Genomic DNA, 16,168 nt, shown 5'->3' on the forward strand with positions numbered 1-16,168 from the left:
CTCTCACTCCGATTTTTCCTTTTTGTCCTTTGATTGGAGCACCGCTCCATCCCTTGCATCAACGATAAACTCTTCATACATCAGGTTATCTTTTTCCTTTGTTCCTCGCTGAACCTCGATCCGCCAAACGGGTACAAAAATTTGGGCACTAGCCAATGGATACTGTGTATAATACCCTAGTTCTGCATGTTTGATCTTGCTGTTAGGTTTTAAATAATCAGGATGATAATATAGAGCTTCAACAGCTCCGACAGCAGAAATGAGGTTTTCCGTTTTAACCTCTTTGATTTTTTGTAACATGGACTGTTTATAAGAAACGAACTCATTGTTTTTATTTAAAAACAATACGACTTCTCCCATATCATTGTTGGCACTTTCTTTTTGATCCTGGAAGATAAATTTTCCTTTATAAGCCTGGAAGAAAATAATTCGGTTCTTTAATTGATCTACCTTCCAAAGCTTATATTTACTGCCGTCAATTACTTGATTGTTGAGGATTTCCTTTGCCGTGGTCTCTAAATCGGTTTTAATAGGAATAGGTTTTTCAAATTTCATCTCTATTTCAGTTAACGGTTCTTTTTTTGGTAGATCTAACGGCTTTTGTCCTTTTAACGCATTGATTTCACTTTGTTTAAAAATTCTCTTTTGTGCGGATATCGAAGAACCTGTTTGTGATTCCTTTGATAAGCCTCCGTAAGATATATGGTCGGTTTTCATATCTTCCTCAAATGTCGACTTTTCTAAAACGGTAAATTGATTGTTTTCATGTTTTAGAAAGTATTGAATTGCCAAAAATATATCGAGAACAAGGAAGACGACAATGAATATTGTTTGTGTTCTATTCCAATCCACTAGCTACGCCCTCCTTGATCATTGTATCTTCATTCGGTATAGGTTTTAATGTACCGTTTATTTTTACGCACCAAGTCGGTATTAGCTTGACAAGTGGATCTTGTCCATCAGACACCGCAACCATTTCATAAGCAGGGAAAATTTGTTCTATTTGATCACGGTTATATTCCTTACGATGTTTGTTCAAATAATCCATTAATTTTTGGCCGTTCATAATCTCTTTATTTTTTTTACTGAGAGGGCTTGCATTTGCTCCTAAAACATAGGTTGGATGTTTGTAATCCAATATATCATTATTTGCCCAACGTATATCAATTGATGTGGTTCCAAACGGCTGAGTTGGACTATCCACTACAGGTAGCTGATCCATGAACATGTTAAAGCTAATTTGTTGATTTTCACTTAAACTGAAAAACTGATAGTCATCCGTCCAACTTCCAGTATCATTTAAATATTTAAAGCTTTTATTAATCAGTTCTCCATTTTGATAAGTTAAGCTAGGTTCCAAATTACGGTGTTGAAACTTGATTTGTTTTTTATTCTCATACACTTCTAAAAGGCTTGCTCCATCCGAATATACTGGCCTGTTTAAATTCGATTCCTGTCGTACTATTTGCGGATCATCGAATAAAGCCTTTTTAAAACGGTTAGGACTGATCGGTTCTGTGAAGTACTCTTTTTCAGTCAACTTTAATCTGTTAACTGGAAGCAATACATCTCTCCTAGAGCTTAGTGGAAAAGCCTTATACGCAGGCATTTTTGACTTTCCCTTATAGATATCTGAAAGGATGTTTCGATAATTGGCTGATTCAATTTGCGCTTCAACAACCGTTTCTTTACTAAAAGAAACAAAATATATTTTTTTATTTCGACTTGGTTCTTTGAAGGGAAGAACGATTCTGTCAAAAGCATTGTATTCATAAGAAGCGGCCGACCATTTAAAAAGTGGCTGCAATACACTGATTGGAATGTTGTCATTAAAAACAAGGTCCAATTTCGGATCATCCGTATTTTTTTTATTATCATAAAGCCAATCTTTGAAATCCTGTTTGTCAATATCATCTGAGATATCTTTAAGAGCTTTTACTTCCCAGCGGCTCATGTCATTCCAGAGCTGTTGATAAGAGGTCATATCATTCAGCAAGTAGTGATTCCCGTTATCATGAACAAACATTTGCTGCGGTTTGACGACTTCATTTAAAAGTTTTGTTTGATTTGTAATCGGATCCTTGTCACTTACCTGTACCCCAGAATCTTCAACTTTCTCAAATCTTCCTTGAAATCCCCAAAGGTTATAGGTAAACAAAAGACTGATCAGAACTAAAACGGACAGTATTATTGTTTTTATTGTTTCACGCTTCATCCCAATCATCCTCTTGTTCTTCTTTATATGGCAAGGTAAATGTAATCTTTGTTCCTTTTCCTTCAATACTATCAGCCCAGATATCCCCTCCATGAGCCTGTACCATTTCTCTCGCGATCGCTAGGCCGAGCCCTGTTCCGCCCAGTTTTCTTGTTCTGGCTTTATCCACACGATAAAAGCGTTCGAAGATTCGTTCTAAATCCTTTCTCGGAATTCCGACTCCTTCATCTTTCACACTGATATACAGCAGTTCTTCTTTTTCATTTACATGAACAGAAAATGTAATATGCCCTCCTTCTGGAGAGTATTTTAAAGCGTTAGAAATAATGTTATCCAAGACTTGGGTAATTTTATCTGGATCCATTTCAACATATAAATCCCTGTTCGGAAGTTGACTAATAAAATCAACATGCTGTTGTTTCGTCATTTCAAAGCGTTCAATAATAAGGGAGAAGAAACGAATAAAGTGGATCCATTCTTTGTTAAATTTATAATCCTTACTATCAAATTTTGAAAGCTGTAATAGATCATTAACAAGTCTGATCATCCGTTCCGTTTCATTCTGAGCCACATTTAAAAACCTTGGTGCGATATTTTGATCTTGCCAAGCACCTTCTGCTAATGCTTCAAGGTAGCTTCGCATCGTTGTCAGCGGTGTTCTGAGCTCATGAGAAACGTTTGCCACAAATTCTCTTCGTTCCTGATCAATTTGTTCTTGTTCAGTGACATCATAAATGACGGCAATTAATCCATCAATTTTCCCGTGTTCTTTTTGTATGATCGAAAAATTAACGCGAAGCACAGACGTGCGCTCTTCCTGATCGATCTCTATAATGAGCGAATCCTGCTGTTCAACTAAATCTTCGAACTTATATTCATTCTCAAGGCCAAGCAATGACGTAATTGGCATTTCTAGCGCAGTTTCACGTGAAACATTAAGCAGTTCTAAAGCAGGTGTATTTAACAAAATAATAGCGCCATTGCGGTTTGTAGCAATGACTCCGTCCGTCATATAAGCGATAACAGAGGAAAGTTTTTTTCGTTCTCCTTCTGTCATCGACTGAGCCTCTTTTAGTTCTTTCGTCAAATAATTAAACGTCGTCCCTAACTGACCGATTTCATCATTTCCATATTTCCTGACCTTTCGGGAAAAGTTCCCTTTTGCCAACTCAATCGCCTGTTTGCGCATATCTGATAGTGGATGAGTAATCGTCCGTGCGACAAACACCCCTAAAAAAGCAGTAATGACAAGAGCTATAATCGTGCCTGAAGCTAAGATTGCGTTAATTTTTTGAATTTGATTGTAAACACTATCCATCGAAGCCACTACATAGATGGCACCTATTGTTTCTTGATTTGCCTTTTTAATAGGTGACACTGAAATTCGAACTCTACTATCCAGTTCAGGATCAAAGAACTTATTTTCAAATGGTCGCCCGATAAGTAGTGTTCTTTTGATAATACCTTCTGTTGTTTTTTTCCCTGCTACTTCCCGGTTATATGGATTAGAGGTTGCAATGACTTCATAGCTTTTATCAATGAGGCTGACTTCTAGAACTTCGCCTTCTTTACTAAAATCACTCAGTATCTTTTCTGCATCATCTTTTAATGTTGTTGATGAAGGATCACTTCTGTCTTTCGTAATTTCTTGTTCCAAATAATACGCCAGATTGTTCACCCTCTGATCTAGAGCATCATTAAAAGATTTCAGGAGAGAATTCTCCGTCTGCTGGACAAAATATACGCCAATAATCTGCATAGCCACGATAATTAACAGTACGTATATTAACGTAAACTTAAAATGAATAGAGCGAAAAAATCCAACTTTATTCATTTTTGCATTAGTCCTGTTCCGGATTTCTTAAATAGTAGCCGACACCTCGTCTTGTGACGATCCAGTTTGGATGACTCGGGTTGTCTTCAATTTTTTCTCGAAGTCGGCGAACCGTGACATCAACCGTCCGGACATCACCAAAATAGTCATACCCCCATACTGTTTGTAGCAAATGCTCACGAGTCATAACTTGTCCAATATGTTTTGCAAGGTAATGCAGAAGTTCAAATTCACGATGCGTTAGTTCGATTGTTTCATCCCGTTTTGAAACGACATAAGCATCAGGGAAAATGACAAGTGATCCGATTTGGATTTCATTTGAAGCCGGTTCTTCTTCAGCTGTCGCAACTGTATTCTGTCTCCGTAAATTCGCTTTTACACGCGCTAACAGCTCACGGGTACTAAACGGTTTTGTGACATAGTCGTCTGCACCTAGTTCAAGACCAATGACTTTGTCAATTTCAGAGTCTTTGGCAGTCAGCATAATAATTGGCATATCATATTTTTTTCTTACTTCACGGCATACTTCGATACCGTCTTTATTAGGAAGCATGATATCAAGGAGAATTAAATCGGGGTTTAACTCTTCAACCTTTTGCAATGCTTCATTACCATCATAAGCACAATGAACATCATAACCTTCTTTTTTAAGATTAAACTCTAAAATGTCAGCAATCGGGTTTTCATCATCTACAACAAGAATCTTTTTTTCCATTGTCTATTCCTCCTGGTCTCTAATCAAAATACAAAGCAGCATCTGAAAAATCACTGTATATGCTTTTATATTCAAGTTCATTTATTCTTTATTAAAAGAGATTTCTTATATATTATAACGTTTATGCAATAAAAATTGAAAAAATAGTTTAATCGAAAAGACCTTGAAACATCATCAGCCTAGGTCCCTTCTGCATTCAATTATATCCATTAAATTTCTGTTACTTTTTTTACTAAAAAAATGAAACATCTCACGTTTTCAACCGTCTATATCATAACGTCTTCTTCTTTGACCGGTTGATACCGGTCTCCCTTTTTTTGTCTTCCATTAAAATTCCTCAAGTTTTGCTTTTCTAATCTATAAGAAAACGCATCTGCTAAATAACAGACGCGCCTTTTTAAAGTGGCTCGGGACGGAATCGAACCGCCGACACACGGATTTTCAGTCCGTTGCTCTACCAACTGAGCTACCGAGCCGTATATTTAAATTTATATGGCGGTCCGGACGGGACTCGAACCCGCGACCTCCTGCGTGACAGGCAGGCATTCTAACCAACTGAACTACCGGACCGTTTTTTAACAGTACATGCTTTGAAAAGGAATCGTGGTCCTTTCCAAAGCAAAGGGGATAGCAATAACGCTAAAGTAAATCAATGACCCGTACGGGATTCGAACCCGTGTTACCGCCGTGAAAGGGCGGTGTCTTAACCGCTTGACCAACGGGCCTAGAAATGGTGAGCCATGAAGGACTCGAACCTTCGACCCTCTGATTAAAAGTCAGATGCTCTACCAACTGAGCTAATGGCTCTTCATTTAGTTTATTTTCGCAACAACGAGATTTATATTATCATAGAACGAATAGATATGGCAATATTTTTTTGTTTTTTTTATAATTTTTTCTTTTTGAAAGGTTTTTTAGAAATTTAACCGCTGTCACACGCCCTAGAAAATAACAATACTTGTAAAATGAAAAAGGCGTCCAATCGTCAAAAATCGACTCACTGGACAGCCCTTTTCATTTAGTTTGGACGGTACACACTTCTAATGACATTCGTCTGAGAGCGATCTGGACCGACAGAAAAAATAGAAATCGGTATTCCTGTCAGTTGAGAAACACGCTCAAGGTAATGACGAGCATTCTCAGGTAAGTCACTAAGATTTTTAGCTCCTGTGATGTCTTCTGTCCAACCCGGCATTTCTTCATACACTGGTTTACATTCTGCAAGGGATGTTAAGCTTGCTGGAAATTCCTCAATGATTTCACCACGATATTTGTAAGCCACACATATTTTTAATGTTTCAATTCCAGTTAAGACATCAATAGAATTTAATGAAAGATCTGTTATTCCACTGACACGACGGGCATGACGGACAACTACGCTATCAAACCAGCCGACTCGGCGAGGGCGTCCTGTTGTAGTCCCGTACTCCCGGCCTATTTCACGAATTTGATCTCCAGTCTCGTCATGAAGTTCGGTTGGAAAAGGACCGTCACCGACTCGAGTCGTATAGGCTTTAGATACGCCGACTACATGGCGGATTTTTGTTGGTCCCACTCCAGAACCGATCGTTACTCCACCGGCCACTGGGTTGGAAGATGTAACAAATGGATACGTTCCTTGGTCAATATCAAGCATGACACCTTGTGCGCCTTCAAACAAAACGCGGCGTCCTTCATCAAGTGCATCGTTTAAGACAACAGATGTGTCACAAACATATTGTTTGATTTGTTGACCATATTCATAATATTCATCGAGAATATCTTCAATTTTAAATCCTGTTGTATCATACATTTTTTCAAGCAAACGGTTTTTTTCTTTTAAATTGTTAGCAAGTTTTTCTTCAAAAGCGGTGCGATCTAAAAGGTCAGCAATACGAATTCCAATACGAGCTGCTTTATCCATATAGGCAGGACCGATTCCTTTTTTAGTCGTGCCGATTTTGTTTGCTCCTTTTCGTTCTTCCTCAACTGCATCAAGTCTCAAATGATAAGGCAAAATGACATGAGCTCTATTTGAAATTCTTAAGTTGTCTGTCTCTACTTTGCGTTCATGAAGATATGAAAGTTCTTCCACCAATGCTTTTGGATCAACGACCATTCCGTTTCCGATCACACATATTTTATCTTTATAAAAAATACCTGATGGAATTAAATGAAGCTTATACGTTGTCCCGTTAAATTTAATCGTATGTCCTGCGTTATTTCCACCCTGGTACCGTGCTATCACTTCTGCATTTTCTGAGAGGAAATCGGTTATTTTCCCTTTCCCTTCGTCTCCCCACTGCGTGCCAACAACAACTACTGAAGACATATCCGTGCACCTCCGTTAACCTTTTCAAACGATATCTATACCAAACACATCCAGTTTATCAGTGTCAACAATGAAAGTCAATTATAAACACGAACATTTTTTTATCGATAAACGTTTTTGTTCGTTATTTTGTTGTGGAATCTATTACTTTTCTATTTTTTAAGTTTTATTTTAAGCCAAATCTCAGAAAACTACAAAAAAACCCCTAAGACACTTGTCCTAGGAATCTATGCGCCGGCTGGAACATCTGAATCATCAAAACGTCGTTCCAAGTTGACGAACTTATTATATTCTTTTACAAATGCGAGTGAAACAGTGCCTACAGGACCATTCCGTTGTTTCGCAATAATGATTTCAATAATATTTTTATTCTCTGATTCTTTATCATAATAATCATCACGGTATAAGAAAGCAACGATATCAGCGTCCTGTTCAATACTACCTGATTCACGAATGTCTGACATCATCGGTCGCTTGTCCTGACGTTGTTCAACACCCCGGGAAAGCTGAGAAAGTGCGATAACCGGGACTTCTAGTTCTCTTGCCAGCGCTTTAAGTGATCGTGATATTTCTGAGACTTCCTGCTGACGATTGTCCTTTGAACGGCCGCTTCCTTGAATCAGTTGTAAATAGTCAATTAAGATCATACCAAGTCCATTTTCCTGTTTAAGACGTCTACATTTTGAACGGATTTCACTGACTCGGATTCCTGGTGTATCATCGATAAAGATGCCGCTGTTTGACAGGCTACCCATGGCCATTGTCAGCTTGCCCCAGTCCTCTTCTGTCAAGTTTCCGGTTCGGAGATTTTGGGCGTTGATGTTACCCTCTGCACAAAGCATCCGCATCACAAGCTGTTCCGCTCCCATTTCAAGACTAAAGATCGCGACACTTTCATCTGTTTTTGTCGCAACATTTTGGGCAATATTCAATGCAAAAGCTGTTTTACCAACAGATGGTCTTGCAGCTACAATAATGAGATCGTTTCGCTGAAATCCGGCCGTCATTCTATCCAGTTCTGCGAAACCAGTCGGGATTCCCGTGATATCCCCTTTCCGGTTATGAAGCTGTTCAATATTATCGTAGGTTTGAACAAGAACATCTTTAATATTTTGAAAGGCCCCCGTATTTTTACGCTGAGCAACCTCCATAATTGTTTTTTCTGCCTCGCTTAGGAGGTCTTCAACCTCATCTTCCCTTGTAAAGCCGTCTTGAGCAATTGTTGTTGCCGTACGAATCAAGCGACGGAGAATCGATTTTTCTTCAACAATTTTTGCATAGTATTCTATATTGGCAGCAGTAGGTACAGAATTTGCTATATCTGTTAAGTAAGAGATGCCACCAATTTCTTCCAAAAGATCGGTGTTTGCAAGTTCAGATGTAACAGTCACCAAATCAACTGGCTCACCACGGTCCCCTAGAACAAGCATGGCATTAAAGATTTTTTGGTGCGACATTCTATAAAAATCATCTGGTATCAAGACTTCTGACGCCAATGTTAATGCGGATGGTTCTAAAAAAACAGCACCTAATACGGCCTGTTCGGCTTCAATATTTTGTGGCGGCAGTCTGTCATTCAGAAGATCTGTCATGTTAAGCACCGTCCCTCCCTAAAAAATAACCTAACTTCTATTTTACCATGTCTAAAGAAAAAAAATAGATGTTAATCTATCGTATATTTTTGGAAATCAATTTATTTGACAAAACATGAGACCGTATAGAAAAGGAAAATTTCGGGACAAGACCTTCATTCTTTTGCCAATCTGAGATACTGGCATAACCGATTATCTATTTGGTTTTTTTGGAATAAAAGTAGATCGTATGTCTTATTATTTTTTGACAAAAAATCCATTAATAGATATTTAGACTGATGCTCATTTTTAATTTATAGATTAATATTTATAAATGAGATTAAGTCTAATGACTGATAGGAGGAAATTAATTTTGAAAAACAGATTCATAAAATTTTTATTAGTTTTAACAGTTGCAATTGGAAGTTTTGCTTCACTTGGATTTGTAGGTTCTACTACTGTTCAGGCTAAGGATAATTGGACATCAAACAGTTCGATCACCTATTATCAATGCGGTATCTTCAAGAAATACAGTTATACACCAACTTTTACCTTTTCAACGGTTTTCAAACACTATGATAAAAGTATTTCCGCATATACTACAACAGGGATACGTACATATGGTTCAGGAAAAGGGAAAATAAAAGCCATTTTACAATATAAAACAAAAAAGGGCTGGAAAAATTATAAAACTCAATATGTGAAAAAGAATGGTTATACAAACCTATCCATTAAAAGTAAGCTTAACGTAAAAACTAAATTCAGATACAAGTTTATTAGTAATGCTAAAGATTTAAAAAAGAGTAAAACTAAGCTACGTTTCGTTTTCTATTCAACTTCACTAGCTAAATATTTACGTTAAAAAGTGAGGATCCTAATTTCTAGGAGCCTTATTTTTTTCTTTAAAAAGCATGTTGCTTCCCGTTTCCACTCGAGTACAATAGAGATTGGAGGCAAAATTAGACCTTTATCAACAAAACTTGTTCTTTTTTTAATATGTACAACATGTTTTTATAAATATTAAAGGAGAGTACAGCATGAATTTCATGACCGCTCAACGATATCGAATGAATAATACCATTCTAATTGTGGGAATCATATTTATTGCTTTTAATTTAAGACCTGCTATTACATCTGTTGGGCCTTTGATCAGCTCAATTCGTACTGATCTGGGTATGACAAATGGAATGGCTGGTTTCTTAACAACTCTTCCCCTCCTGTCTTTTGCTTTGCTTTCCCCGATTGCTCCTAAGCTTGGGCTAAGAATGGGCAATGAAAGAGCCCTTTGGGTTGGATTGATTGTTCTTGTGATCGGAATTTTACTTCGTTCATATGGAGAAACGTCCACACTATTTGCGGGGACCGCATTGATCGGTGTTGGGATTGCAATTAGCAATGTGTTGCTACCTAGCCTGATTAAACAAAAATTTCCCGATAAAGCGGGAATCATGACAAGTATTTATACAACATCAATGTCGATATTCGCTGCTCTTGCATCCGGTTTGAGCATTCCTCTTTCTAACGGTTTACAATGGGGATGGAGCGCTTCGCTTTTATTTTGGGCCGGACTTGCCTTTTTAACAATATTAATCTGGGTACCTCAACTTCACTATCAGCATCAGCGTACAGTTCAGGTAAAGAGGACAGAACAAACGGTATGGCGTTCTAGAACCGCTTGGCAAGTCACTCTTTTTATGGGCATTCAATCTTTTTTGTTTTATTGTACGATCGCCTGGCTTCCTGAAATTCTTCGTTCTTATGGGATGAGCATGTCCCTCGCTGGCTGGATGCTATCACTTATGCAGTTTTCCAGCCTTCCATCAACATTTTTAACACCTGTTCTCGCCAGCCGTTTTAGCAACCAAAAAAGCATTGTTTTAGGGCTTGGCATCGTGTATTTAGTAGGTATGCTAGGCCTTCTACATGGAGGGAATACAGCCATACTGACGATATCAGTCATCATGATTGGCATCGGACAAGGTTCTAGCATCAGCTTAGCTTTGACTTTAATTGGACTACGAAGTGAAAATGCAAATCAAGCGGCAGCTTTATCAGGAATGTCACAATCTGCAGGTTATTTGCTAGCAGCAATTGGTCCTAGTTTTGTTGGTTTTATATATGATCACACCCATTCCTGGAATGTGCCGATATTATTGTTTATCGTTGCACTCATCACTTTAATTACCACAGGGATTGGTGCAGGAAAAAATCAGTCTATTCATGAAAAGGTTGCTTAACATGATGTTGGCTTGTGATCAAGTCGACGTCATGTTAATAAAAATCATTTTTCATTAAATGGTATAGACAACTAGTGTTATACTGTTCTATACTTATTGTAACACTTTGAGAAAGGGATTTTGACGATGGATGCTAATCACTCTTCGTGTCTTGTTTTTAAACATCTCAATATTTACAGTGAAAATGGGCAGATAGAAGACGGATTCGTCGTAACAAATGGAGAAAAAATTGAAGCTTTTGGCGAAATGACAGATTTTCCAGAGTCTATTTATGCAGCAGAACCGTTTGAATTTCCGGAAAACTACAAAATGCTGCCCGGTATGATTGATATTCATATTCACGGGGCAAATGGTGCAGATGTCATGGATGGAACAACAGAAGCCCTAACAACAATAGCTAAAGCCCTTCCAGCAGAAGGCACAACAAGCTTTCTTGCCACAACGATGACTCAAGATGCGGCAGATATTGAACTTGCATTAGCAAACGCACAACATTATCAAACATCTGTCCATCAAACCGGCACCGCAGATATGTTAGGCATTCATTTAGAAGGTCCTTTTATTTCTGAGAAACGTTGTGGAGCTCAGCCACCAAATGCCATTATTCCTCCCGACCTTTCTTTATTTAAAAAATGGCAGACGCTTTCGGGGAGAAACATCAAATTAGTGACAATTGCCCCTGAACTCAAAGGATCTATAGAACTGATCAATTATTTGAAAAAAACAGGGGTCACGGCCTCGGTCGGTCATTCAGATGCAGGGCTTAAAGATATGAAAGCTGCGATGAAGGCTGGAGTTTCACACATCACACATTTGTTTAATGGTATGCGGGGACTGCATCACCGAGAACCTGGTGTAGCAGGAAGTGCCCTTTTATACAAAGAGCTGACAACAGAACTAATAGCCGATGGTATCCATGTTCATCCTGCTGTTATCAAACTGACATTTCAGCAAAAACAAAAAGAAGGCATCATCTTAATTACAGATGCTATGCGGGCCAAGTGTTTGAAAAACGGAACGTATACATTGGGAGGTCAGGAGGTGTTTGTTAAAGACAAACAGGCAGTGTTAGCAGATGGAACACTAGCCGGTAGCATCCTAAAAATGGATCAAGCAATCCTAAACATGATGAAATTCTCGGAGTGTTCACTTGAAGATATTGTTTATATGACTGCAGTAAATCCAGCTAATCAACTTGGTGTTTATGATCACAAAGGCAGTATTCAAATTGGAAAGGATGCCGACTTGATTATTTTAAATGAAAAAAACGAGCTTATCTTCACCCTTTGCAAAGGCGTTATTGCATTCAACAAAAGGGAGGTTTGACTATGAAAATCATTGAAGCAAAAAATTATCATGATATGAGCCAAAAAGCCGCCCAATTCATTATCGAAAAAGTGAACCTTTTAGCTTCTCCCGTACTAGGATTAGCTACTGGAGGTACTCCTATAGGCACTTACAAATACTTAAGAGAGGATCATCTGAATCATCATACCTCTTACAGTCATGTTTATACTGTAAACTTAGATGAGTATGTCGGTATTCCACCTGACAATGAGAACAGCTATTTCTCTTATATGAAAAAACAGCTTTTTGATTATATTGACATTCCCCGAAGTCATACACATTTACCTGATGGGATGGCAAGCGATTTATCTGCTGAATGTCACCGCTATGAAGATTTAATTAAGCGTCTAGGAGGTATTGACCTTCAATTGCTTGGCATTGGCATGAATGGTCATATCGGATTTAATGAACCCGGTACACCATTCTCTTCGAAAACTCATCTAGTTGAACTGACTAGCTCAACAAGAAAGGCCAATGCCCGTTACTTTGACTCTCTCGCAACAGTTCCTTCTCAGGCAGTTACAATGGGTATCTCAACAATCATGGAAAGCAAACAGATTCTATTGCTTGTATCAGGTGCTAAAAAGGCAGAGATCATGGCAAAGTTACTAAATGATGAGCCAAACAAAGACACCCCGGCTTCCGTATTAAAAAGGCATCAAGATGTGATCATTATCGCAGATAGTGACGCACTTGCTTTAGTAAAAGAAAGGAGCAGAAGCTATTGATCAAAAAAGATTCTCACATCCCAATATACTATCAAATCGAAACTGAAATAAAAAAGCTTGTCGAGTCAGCGAATTTAAAGCCTGGGGATCTTATTCCTTCGGAAAGGGAATTTGCCGAGACATATGGAGTGAGCAGAATGACGGTACGGCAAGCCGTTAATAATCTCGTCAATGAAGGTATTCTCGTAAGACAGCGAGGAAAAGGTACATTTATCGCTAAACCAAAAATTGAGCAAACCCTTGAGGGATTAACAAGCTTTTCTGAAGATATGAAATCACGAGGAATGTCACCGAGTACAAAGATGCTTGGATTCCAAATCATGGATTGTGATCAAAGAATGGCTCTTAAACTGAAAATCAATGAAGGTACTTCCGTCTATGAGGTGAAAAGGATTCGTCTTGCTGACGGTATACCAATGGCATACGAAATCTCATATTTACCTGTTGGTTTACTCAAAGGCCTTACAGAGGAAATCATGTATGCTTCACTGTATGACTATATTGAAAACACACTTTCACTAAAAATTGCTCGGGCTACGCAAACATTGGAACCCTCTATTGCCTACAAAGCAGAAAGCGAATCATTAGACATTGATGAAGGTACACCCGTTCTTTTGATTGAACGTTACAGCTATTTAGAGGACGGCAGACCATTTGAATATGTAAAATCTATCTATAGAGGTGACCGCTATACATTCATCATTGATATGAAGAGGAAAGAACAATGAAACACCCGAAAACTTATTGAATGAACTTAAACCTTATCTTCCCTCTGCTGCTGTTCAGTGAAGAGGGAGAGGTTGACCTTATGGGAAATGATCATAATCGCGGGTTAACTCCATTGACATATCTAAAGACGTGTTTCATAAGCTCAAAAGAAAGCGATTTCATTTTTAAATGATAATTTTAAAATAATGCGATCTTCGAAAGGAGTTTTCATGATGTTGGGATTTCTCCAAAATATCGGGCGTGCTTTAATGTTACCGATTGCTGTTCTTCCCGCTGCAGGACTGCTGCTTGCCTTAGGAAGAGAAGATTTATTCAATATTCCGTTTATCGCTGCTTCTGGGCAGTCCATTCTTGATCAATTGCCTATTATTTTTGCAATCGGTGTTGCCATTGGCTTATCAAAAGATAGTCATGGAGCTGCAGCTCTATCTGGAGCTATCGGATATTTTGTATTAACCAGCGGACTTGCTGCAATCAATACAGACCTCAATATGGGCGTTCTCGGCGGGATCTTTGCAGGAGTTACCGCTGCAGTGATGTACAATCGATTCAAAGACGCAAAGGTACCTGAGTGGCTTGGATTTTTTGGTGGAAAGCGCTCTGTACCGATTATGACTGCTTTTTCTTGTATGATTCTCGCAGGTATTTTTGGGTTTGTGTGGATCTATGTACAGCAAGCGATTGATGCTATCGGTAGTTGGATAATTGGAGCAGGTGTATTAGGTGTTGGCCTATTTGGTCTACTAAACAGACTATTGCTTCCACTTGGACTTCATCATATTATCAACAACATGGTTTGGATGGTGTTTGGTGAATACGGTGGTAAGACAGGTGACATGAGCCGTTTCTTTGCTGGAGACCCTAATGCCGGAGCTTTTATGACCGGGTTTTTCCCAATCATGATGTTCGGCCTGCCTGCAGCATGTTTGGCGATTATCGCTGCCTCAAAAAAACATCGACGCAAAGCAGTAACCGGATTTTTGATCGGATTAGCATTCACATCTTTTTTAACTGGGGTTACTGAACCGATTGAATTCACATTCATGTTTCTTTCACCACTTCTTTATGGTATTCATGCAGTCTTAACAGCAAGTGCGATGGCGATCACTAATTTGCTAGATATCCATCACGGGTTTACTTTCTCGGCTGGTGTTATTGACTATCTCTTAAACTTCGGGATCGCTACAAAACCATTGCTATTAATTCCAATCGGTCTGGTGTATGGTCTTATTTATTTCATCATTTTCTATTTTTTAATTACGAAACTGAATTTGAAAACACCGGGGCGTGAAGATGAAGACGAACCTAAAACAAACCAGTTTAGTCAGTCAACTGGTGCTTCTAAATATGAAACATTGGCTGTACAGTATCTTGAAGCGCTAGGTGGAGAACATAATATCGAAACATTAAATTATTGTGTCACTCGCTTGCGTTTGAAAATCCGCGATGCTACCAAAGTAAACGAAACCATGTTGAAAACATTGGGAGCTAAAGGGATTGTGAAATTAAATCAACATGAGCTCCAAGTCATTGTTGGTACAGATGTCGAATTTTTAGTAACTGAAATGAAAAAACATACCCCTTCTTAAAAGCACTGGGGGCTGTCCAAAAGTCATTGTTTGGACAGCCTTTCTATGTTTGACCTTTTCTGAGCAGTATATGGTAGCCTCCTTTCTCCAGAAAGAAGCTCTTTGAATTGGAGTACAAGCGCCCAAAAGGCTGGTAACGCTTGTGAAAAGTGAGGGCACAAAGTGGCTAACGTTATTGATGATATGACATCATTTACAGAATCCGGTGTTACGATCGCTATAGTTAAACGGGGATTCCATAGCTAATTGCAAAGGTTATAGTTCTTTTTATTATAACTCTAGTATTAATTAAAAGAGTGAAGCTTAATAAGCTTCACTCTTTTTGATTTCAATGAAAGGAGAGATACACAATGAATCTACTTGTTATGACATTATCAATTTATCTTTTGTTTCTTATTGTCTTTTTTATTTTTATATACAGAGGAGAAAAGAAAGAAGCGGAAGAAAAAAATACAAATGAAAAGTTTTTATTATCTATAATAATAGCAGCTTTGGCTTTATCACTAATTCCAACCACAATCTTAATGCAACAGGGTCAGCAAATGTACTTGTAAGTTTCTTTGACTTAGAAATAGGATTAAACGAAATTGTTATGATGAGTGTATGCATGGTTATCTATTCTTTTACTCTTGATAACATTTTTGTGGCTGTTGGGAGACACTTCATAGATGTAAAACTTTTTAAATTTATATTTGCTTCTGTATTTAGATTTTTATTTATATATATAGTTGGCATCATGTGTTCTATTGGGAGTAGTGACAATTTTAAATTATCATTAGGGTTAACTTTGTGTTTTCTCTTAATTAGAATGCATTTTCCCTAAAAAATCTGATCCAAACCAGAAGTTCTAATCTTAAGGACGGACATCACTAAAAAACTGTTCTCTTTAATA

General features: G+C 38.1%; 13 protein-coding genes and 4 tRNA genes. 7 read left to right on the top strand and 10 right to left on the bottom strand.

Annotated elements, in window-relative coordinates:
- Nucleotides 1-3: 3 nt before the first annotated feature.
- The 10 genes from PDT38_RS11550 to dnaB all read right to left on the bottom strand — a co-directional run bounded on the left by PDT38_RS11550 (nt 4) and on the right by dnaB (nt 8,667).
- Complete coding sequence (locus tag PDT38_RS11550; RefSeq protein WP_270801605.1) at nt 4-852, bottom strand: two-component system regulatory protein YycI; 849 nt, start codon at nt 850-852, stop codon at nt 4-6.
- On the bottom strand, nt 839-2,215 hold the full coding sequence (locus tag PDT38_RS11555; protein WP_270801607.1) for a YycH family regulatory protein: 1,377 nt from the start codon (nt 2,213-2,215) through the stop codon (nt 839-841). Before PDT38_RS11555 ends, PDT38_RS11550 begins: the two co-directional genes overlap by 14 nt.
- Nucleotides 2,205-4,049 carry a cell wall metabolism sensor histidine kinase WalK gene (gene walK, locus PDT38_RS11560; RefSeq protein ID WP_270801608.1) on the bottom strand — a complete coding sequence of 615 codons (1,845 nt, stop codon included), beginning with the start codon at nt 4,047-4,049 and terminating at the stop codon, nt 2,205-2,207. The genes PDT38_RS11555 and walK overlap by 11 nt, the downstream gene beginning before the upstream one ends.
- 7 nt (nt 4,050-4,056) lie before the next feature.
- The gene (gene yycF / locus PDT38_RS11565; protein WP_270801610.1) at nt 4,057-4,764 is read right to left on the bottom strand and encodes a response regulator YycF; all 708 of its coding nucleotides are present in this window, start codon (nt 4,762-4,764) and stop codon (nt 4,057-4,059) included.
- Between the two features lie 403 nt (nt 4,765-5,167).
- Nucleotides 5,168-5,240 (bottom strand) — tRNA-Phe (locus PDT38_RS11570).
- Nucleotides 5,241-5,257: 17 nt separating this feature from the next.
- Nucleotides 5,258-5,334 (bottom strand) — tRNA-Asp (locus tag PDT38_RS11575).
- Between the two features lie 83 nt (nt 5,335-5,417).
- Nucleotides 5,418-5,489 (bottom strand) — tRNA-Glu (locus PDT38_RS11580).
- Between the two features lie 6 nt (nt 5,490-5,495).
- Nucleotides 5,496-5,571: transfer RNA gene (locus tag PDT38_RS11585), tRNA-Lys, on the bottom strand.
- 211 nt (nt 5,572-5,782) lie between these two features.
- Nucleotides 5,783-7,075, bottom strand: a complete 1,293-nt coding sequence (locus PDT38_RS11590; RefSeq protein WP_270801612.1) for an adenylosuccinate synthase — start codon at nt 7,073-7,075, stop codon at nt 5,783-5,785.
- 227 nt (nt 7,076-7,302) lie between these two features.
- Nucleotides 7,303-8,667: a replicative DNA helicase gene (dnaB, locus tag PDT38_RS11595; RefSeq protein ID WP_270801613.1), complete on the bottom strand. Its 1,365-nt coding sequence runs from the start codon at nt 8,665-8,667 to the stop codon at nt 7,303-7,305.
- Between the two features lie 352 nt (nt 8,668-9,019).
- On the opposite strand from dnaB, the gene PDT38_RS11600 reads away from it, so the two are divergent.
- The 7 genes from PDT38_RS11600 (at nt 9,020) to PDT38_RS11630 (ending at nt 15,830) form a co-directional block, all read left to right on the top strand.
- Entirely contained in the window at nt 9,020-9,508 is a 489-nt protein-coding gene (locus tag PDT38_RS11600; protein WP_270801615.1) for a hypothetical protein, read from the top strand.
- A gap of 184 nt (nt 9,509-9,692) precedes the next feature.
- Nucleotides 9,693-10,883, top strand: coding sequence for a CynX/NimT family MFS transporter (locus tag PDT38_RS11605; protein ID WP_394356267.1), 1,191 nt, complete (start codon nt 9,693-9,695; stop codon nt 10,881-10,883).
- A gap of 126 nt (nt 10,884-11,009) precedes the next feature.
- Nucleotides 11,010-12,209 (top strand): N-acetylglucosamine-6-phosphate deacetylase, encoded by a 1,200-nt coding sequence (gene nagA, locus PDT38_RS11610; protein ID WP_270801619.1) that lies wholly within the window; start codon nt 11,010-11,012, stop codon nt 12,207-12,209.
- Nucleotides 12,210-12,211: 2 nt separating this feature from the next.
- On the top strand, nt 12,212-12,958 hold the full coding sequence (gene nagB / locus PDT38_RS11615; RefSeq protein ID WP_270801620.1) for a glucosamine-6-phosphate deaminase: 747 nt from the start codon (nt 12,212-12,214) through the stop codon (nt 12,956-12,958).
- Nucleotides 12,955-13,686, top strand: a complete 732-nt coding sequence (locus PDT38_RS11620) for a GntR family transcriptional regulator (protein WP_270801621.1) — start codon at nt 12,955-12,957, stop codon at nt 13,684-13,686. The genes nagB and PDT38_RS11620 overlap by 4 nt, the downstream gene beginning before the upstream one ends.
- Nucleotides 13,687-13,899: 213 nt before the next feature.
- Entirely contained in the window at nt 13,900-15,276 is a 1,377-nt protein-coding gene (gene nagE / locus PDT38_RS11625) for an N-acetylglucosamine-specific PTS transporter subunit IIBC (RefSeq protein WP_270801622.1), read from the top strand.
- Between the two features lie 350 nt (nt 15,277-15,626).
- A complete protein-coding gene (locus PDT38_RS11630; RefSeq protein WP_270801623.1) occupies nt 15,627-15,830 on the top strand; it encodes a hypothetical protein in 204 nt (67 codons plus the stop codon).
- The last annotated feature ends 338 nt before the right edge of the window (nt 15,831-16,168 follow it).

This window comes from Bacillus changyiensis (genome assembly GCF_027706145.1).
Taxonomy (GTDB): domain Bacteria; phylum Bacillota; class Bacilli; order Bacillales; family Bacillaceae; genus Bacillus; species Bacillus changyiensis.

Coding starts and splice junctions, on each gene's coding strand:
- PDT38_RS11555 (WP_270801607.1), bottom strand. CDS start 2,215: ATGAAGCGTGAAACAATAAAAACAATAATACTGTCCGTTTTAGTTCTG.
- walK (WP_270801608.1), bottom strand. CDS start 4,049: ATGAATAAAGTTGGATTTTTTCGCTCTATTCATTTTAAGTTTACGTTA.
- yycF (WP_270801610.1), bottom strand. CDS start 4,764: ATGGAAAAAAAGATTCTTGTTGTAGATGATGAAAACCCGATTGCTGAC.
- PDT38_RS11590 (WP_270801612.1), bottom strand. CDS start 7,075: ATGTCTTCAGTAGTTGTTGTTGGCACGCAGTGGGGAGACGAAGGGAAA.
- dnaB (WP_270801613.1), bottom strand. CDS start 8,667: ATGACAGATCTTCTGAATGACAGACTGCCGCCACAAAATATTGAAGCC.
- PDT38_RS11605 (WP_394356267.1), top strand. CDS start 9,693: ATGACCGCTCAACGATATCGAATGAATAATACCATTCTAATTGTGGGA.
- nagA (WP_270801619.1), top strand. CDS start 11,010: ATGGATGCTAATCACTCTTCGTGTCTTGTTTTTAAACATCTCAATATT.
- nagB (WP_270801620.1), top strand. CDS start 12,212: ATGAAAATCATTGAAGCAAAAAATTATCATGATATGAGCCAAAAAGCC.
- nagE (WP_270801622.1), top strand. CDS start 13,900: ATGTTGGGATTTCTCCAAAATATCGGGCGTGCTTTAATGTTACCGATT.
- PDT38_RS11630 (WP_270801623.1), top strand. CDS start 15,627: ATGAATCTACTTGTTATGACATTATCAATTTATCTTTTGTTTCTTATT.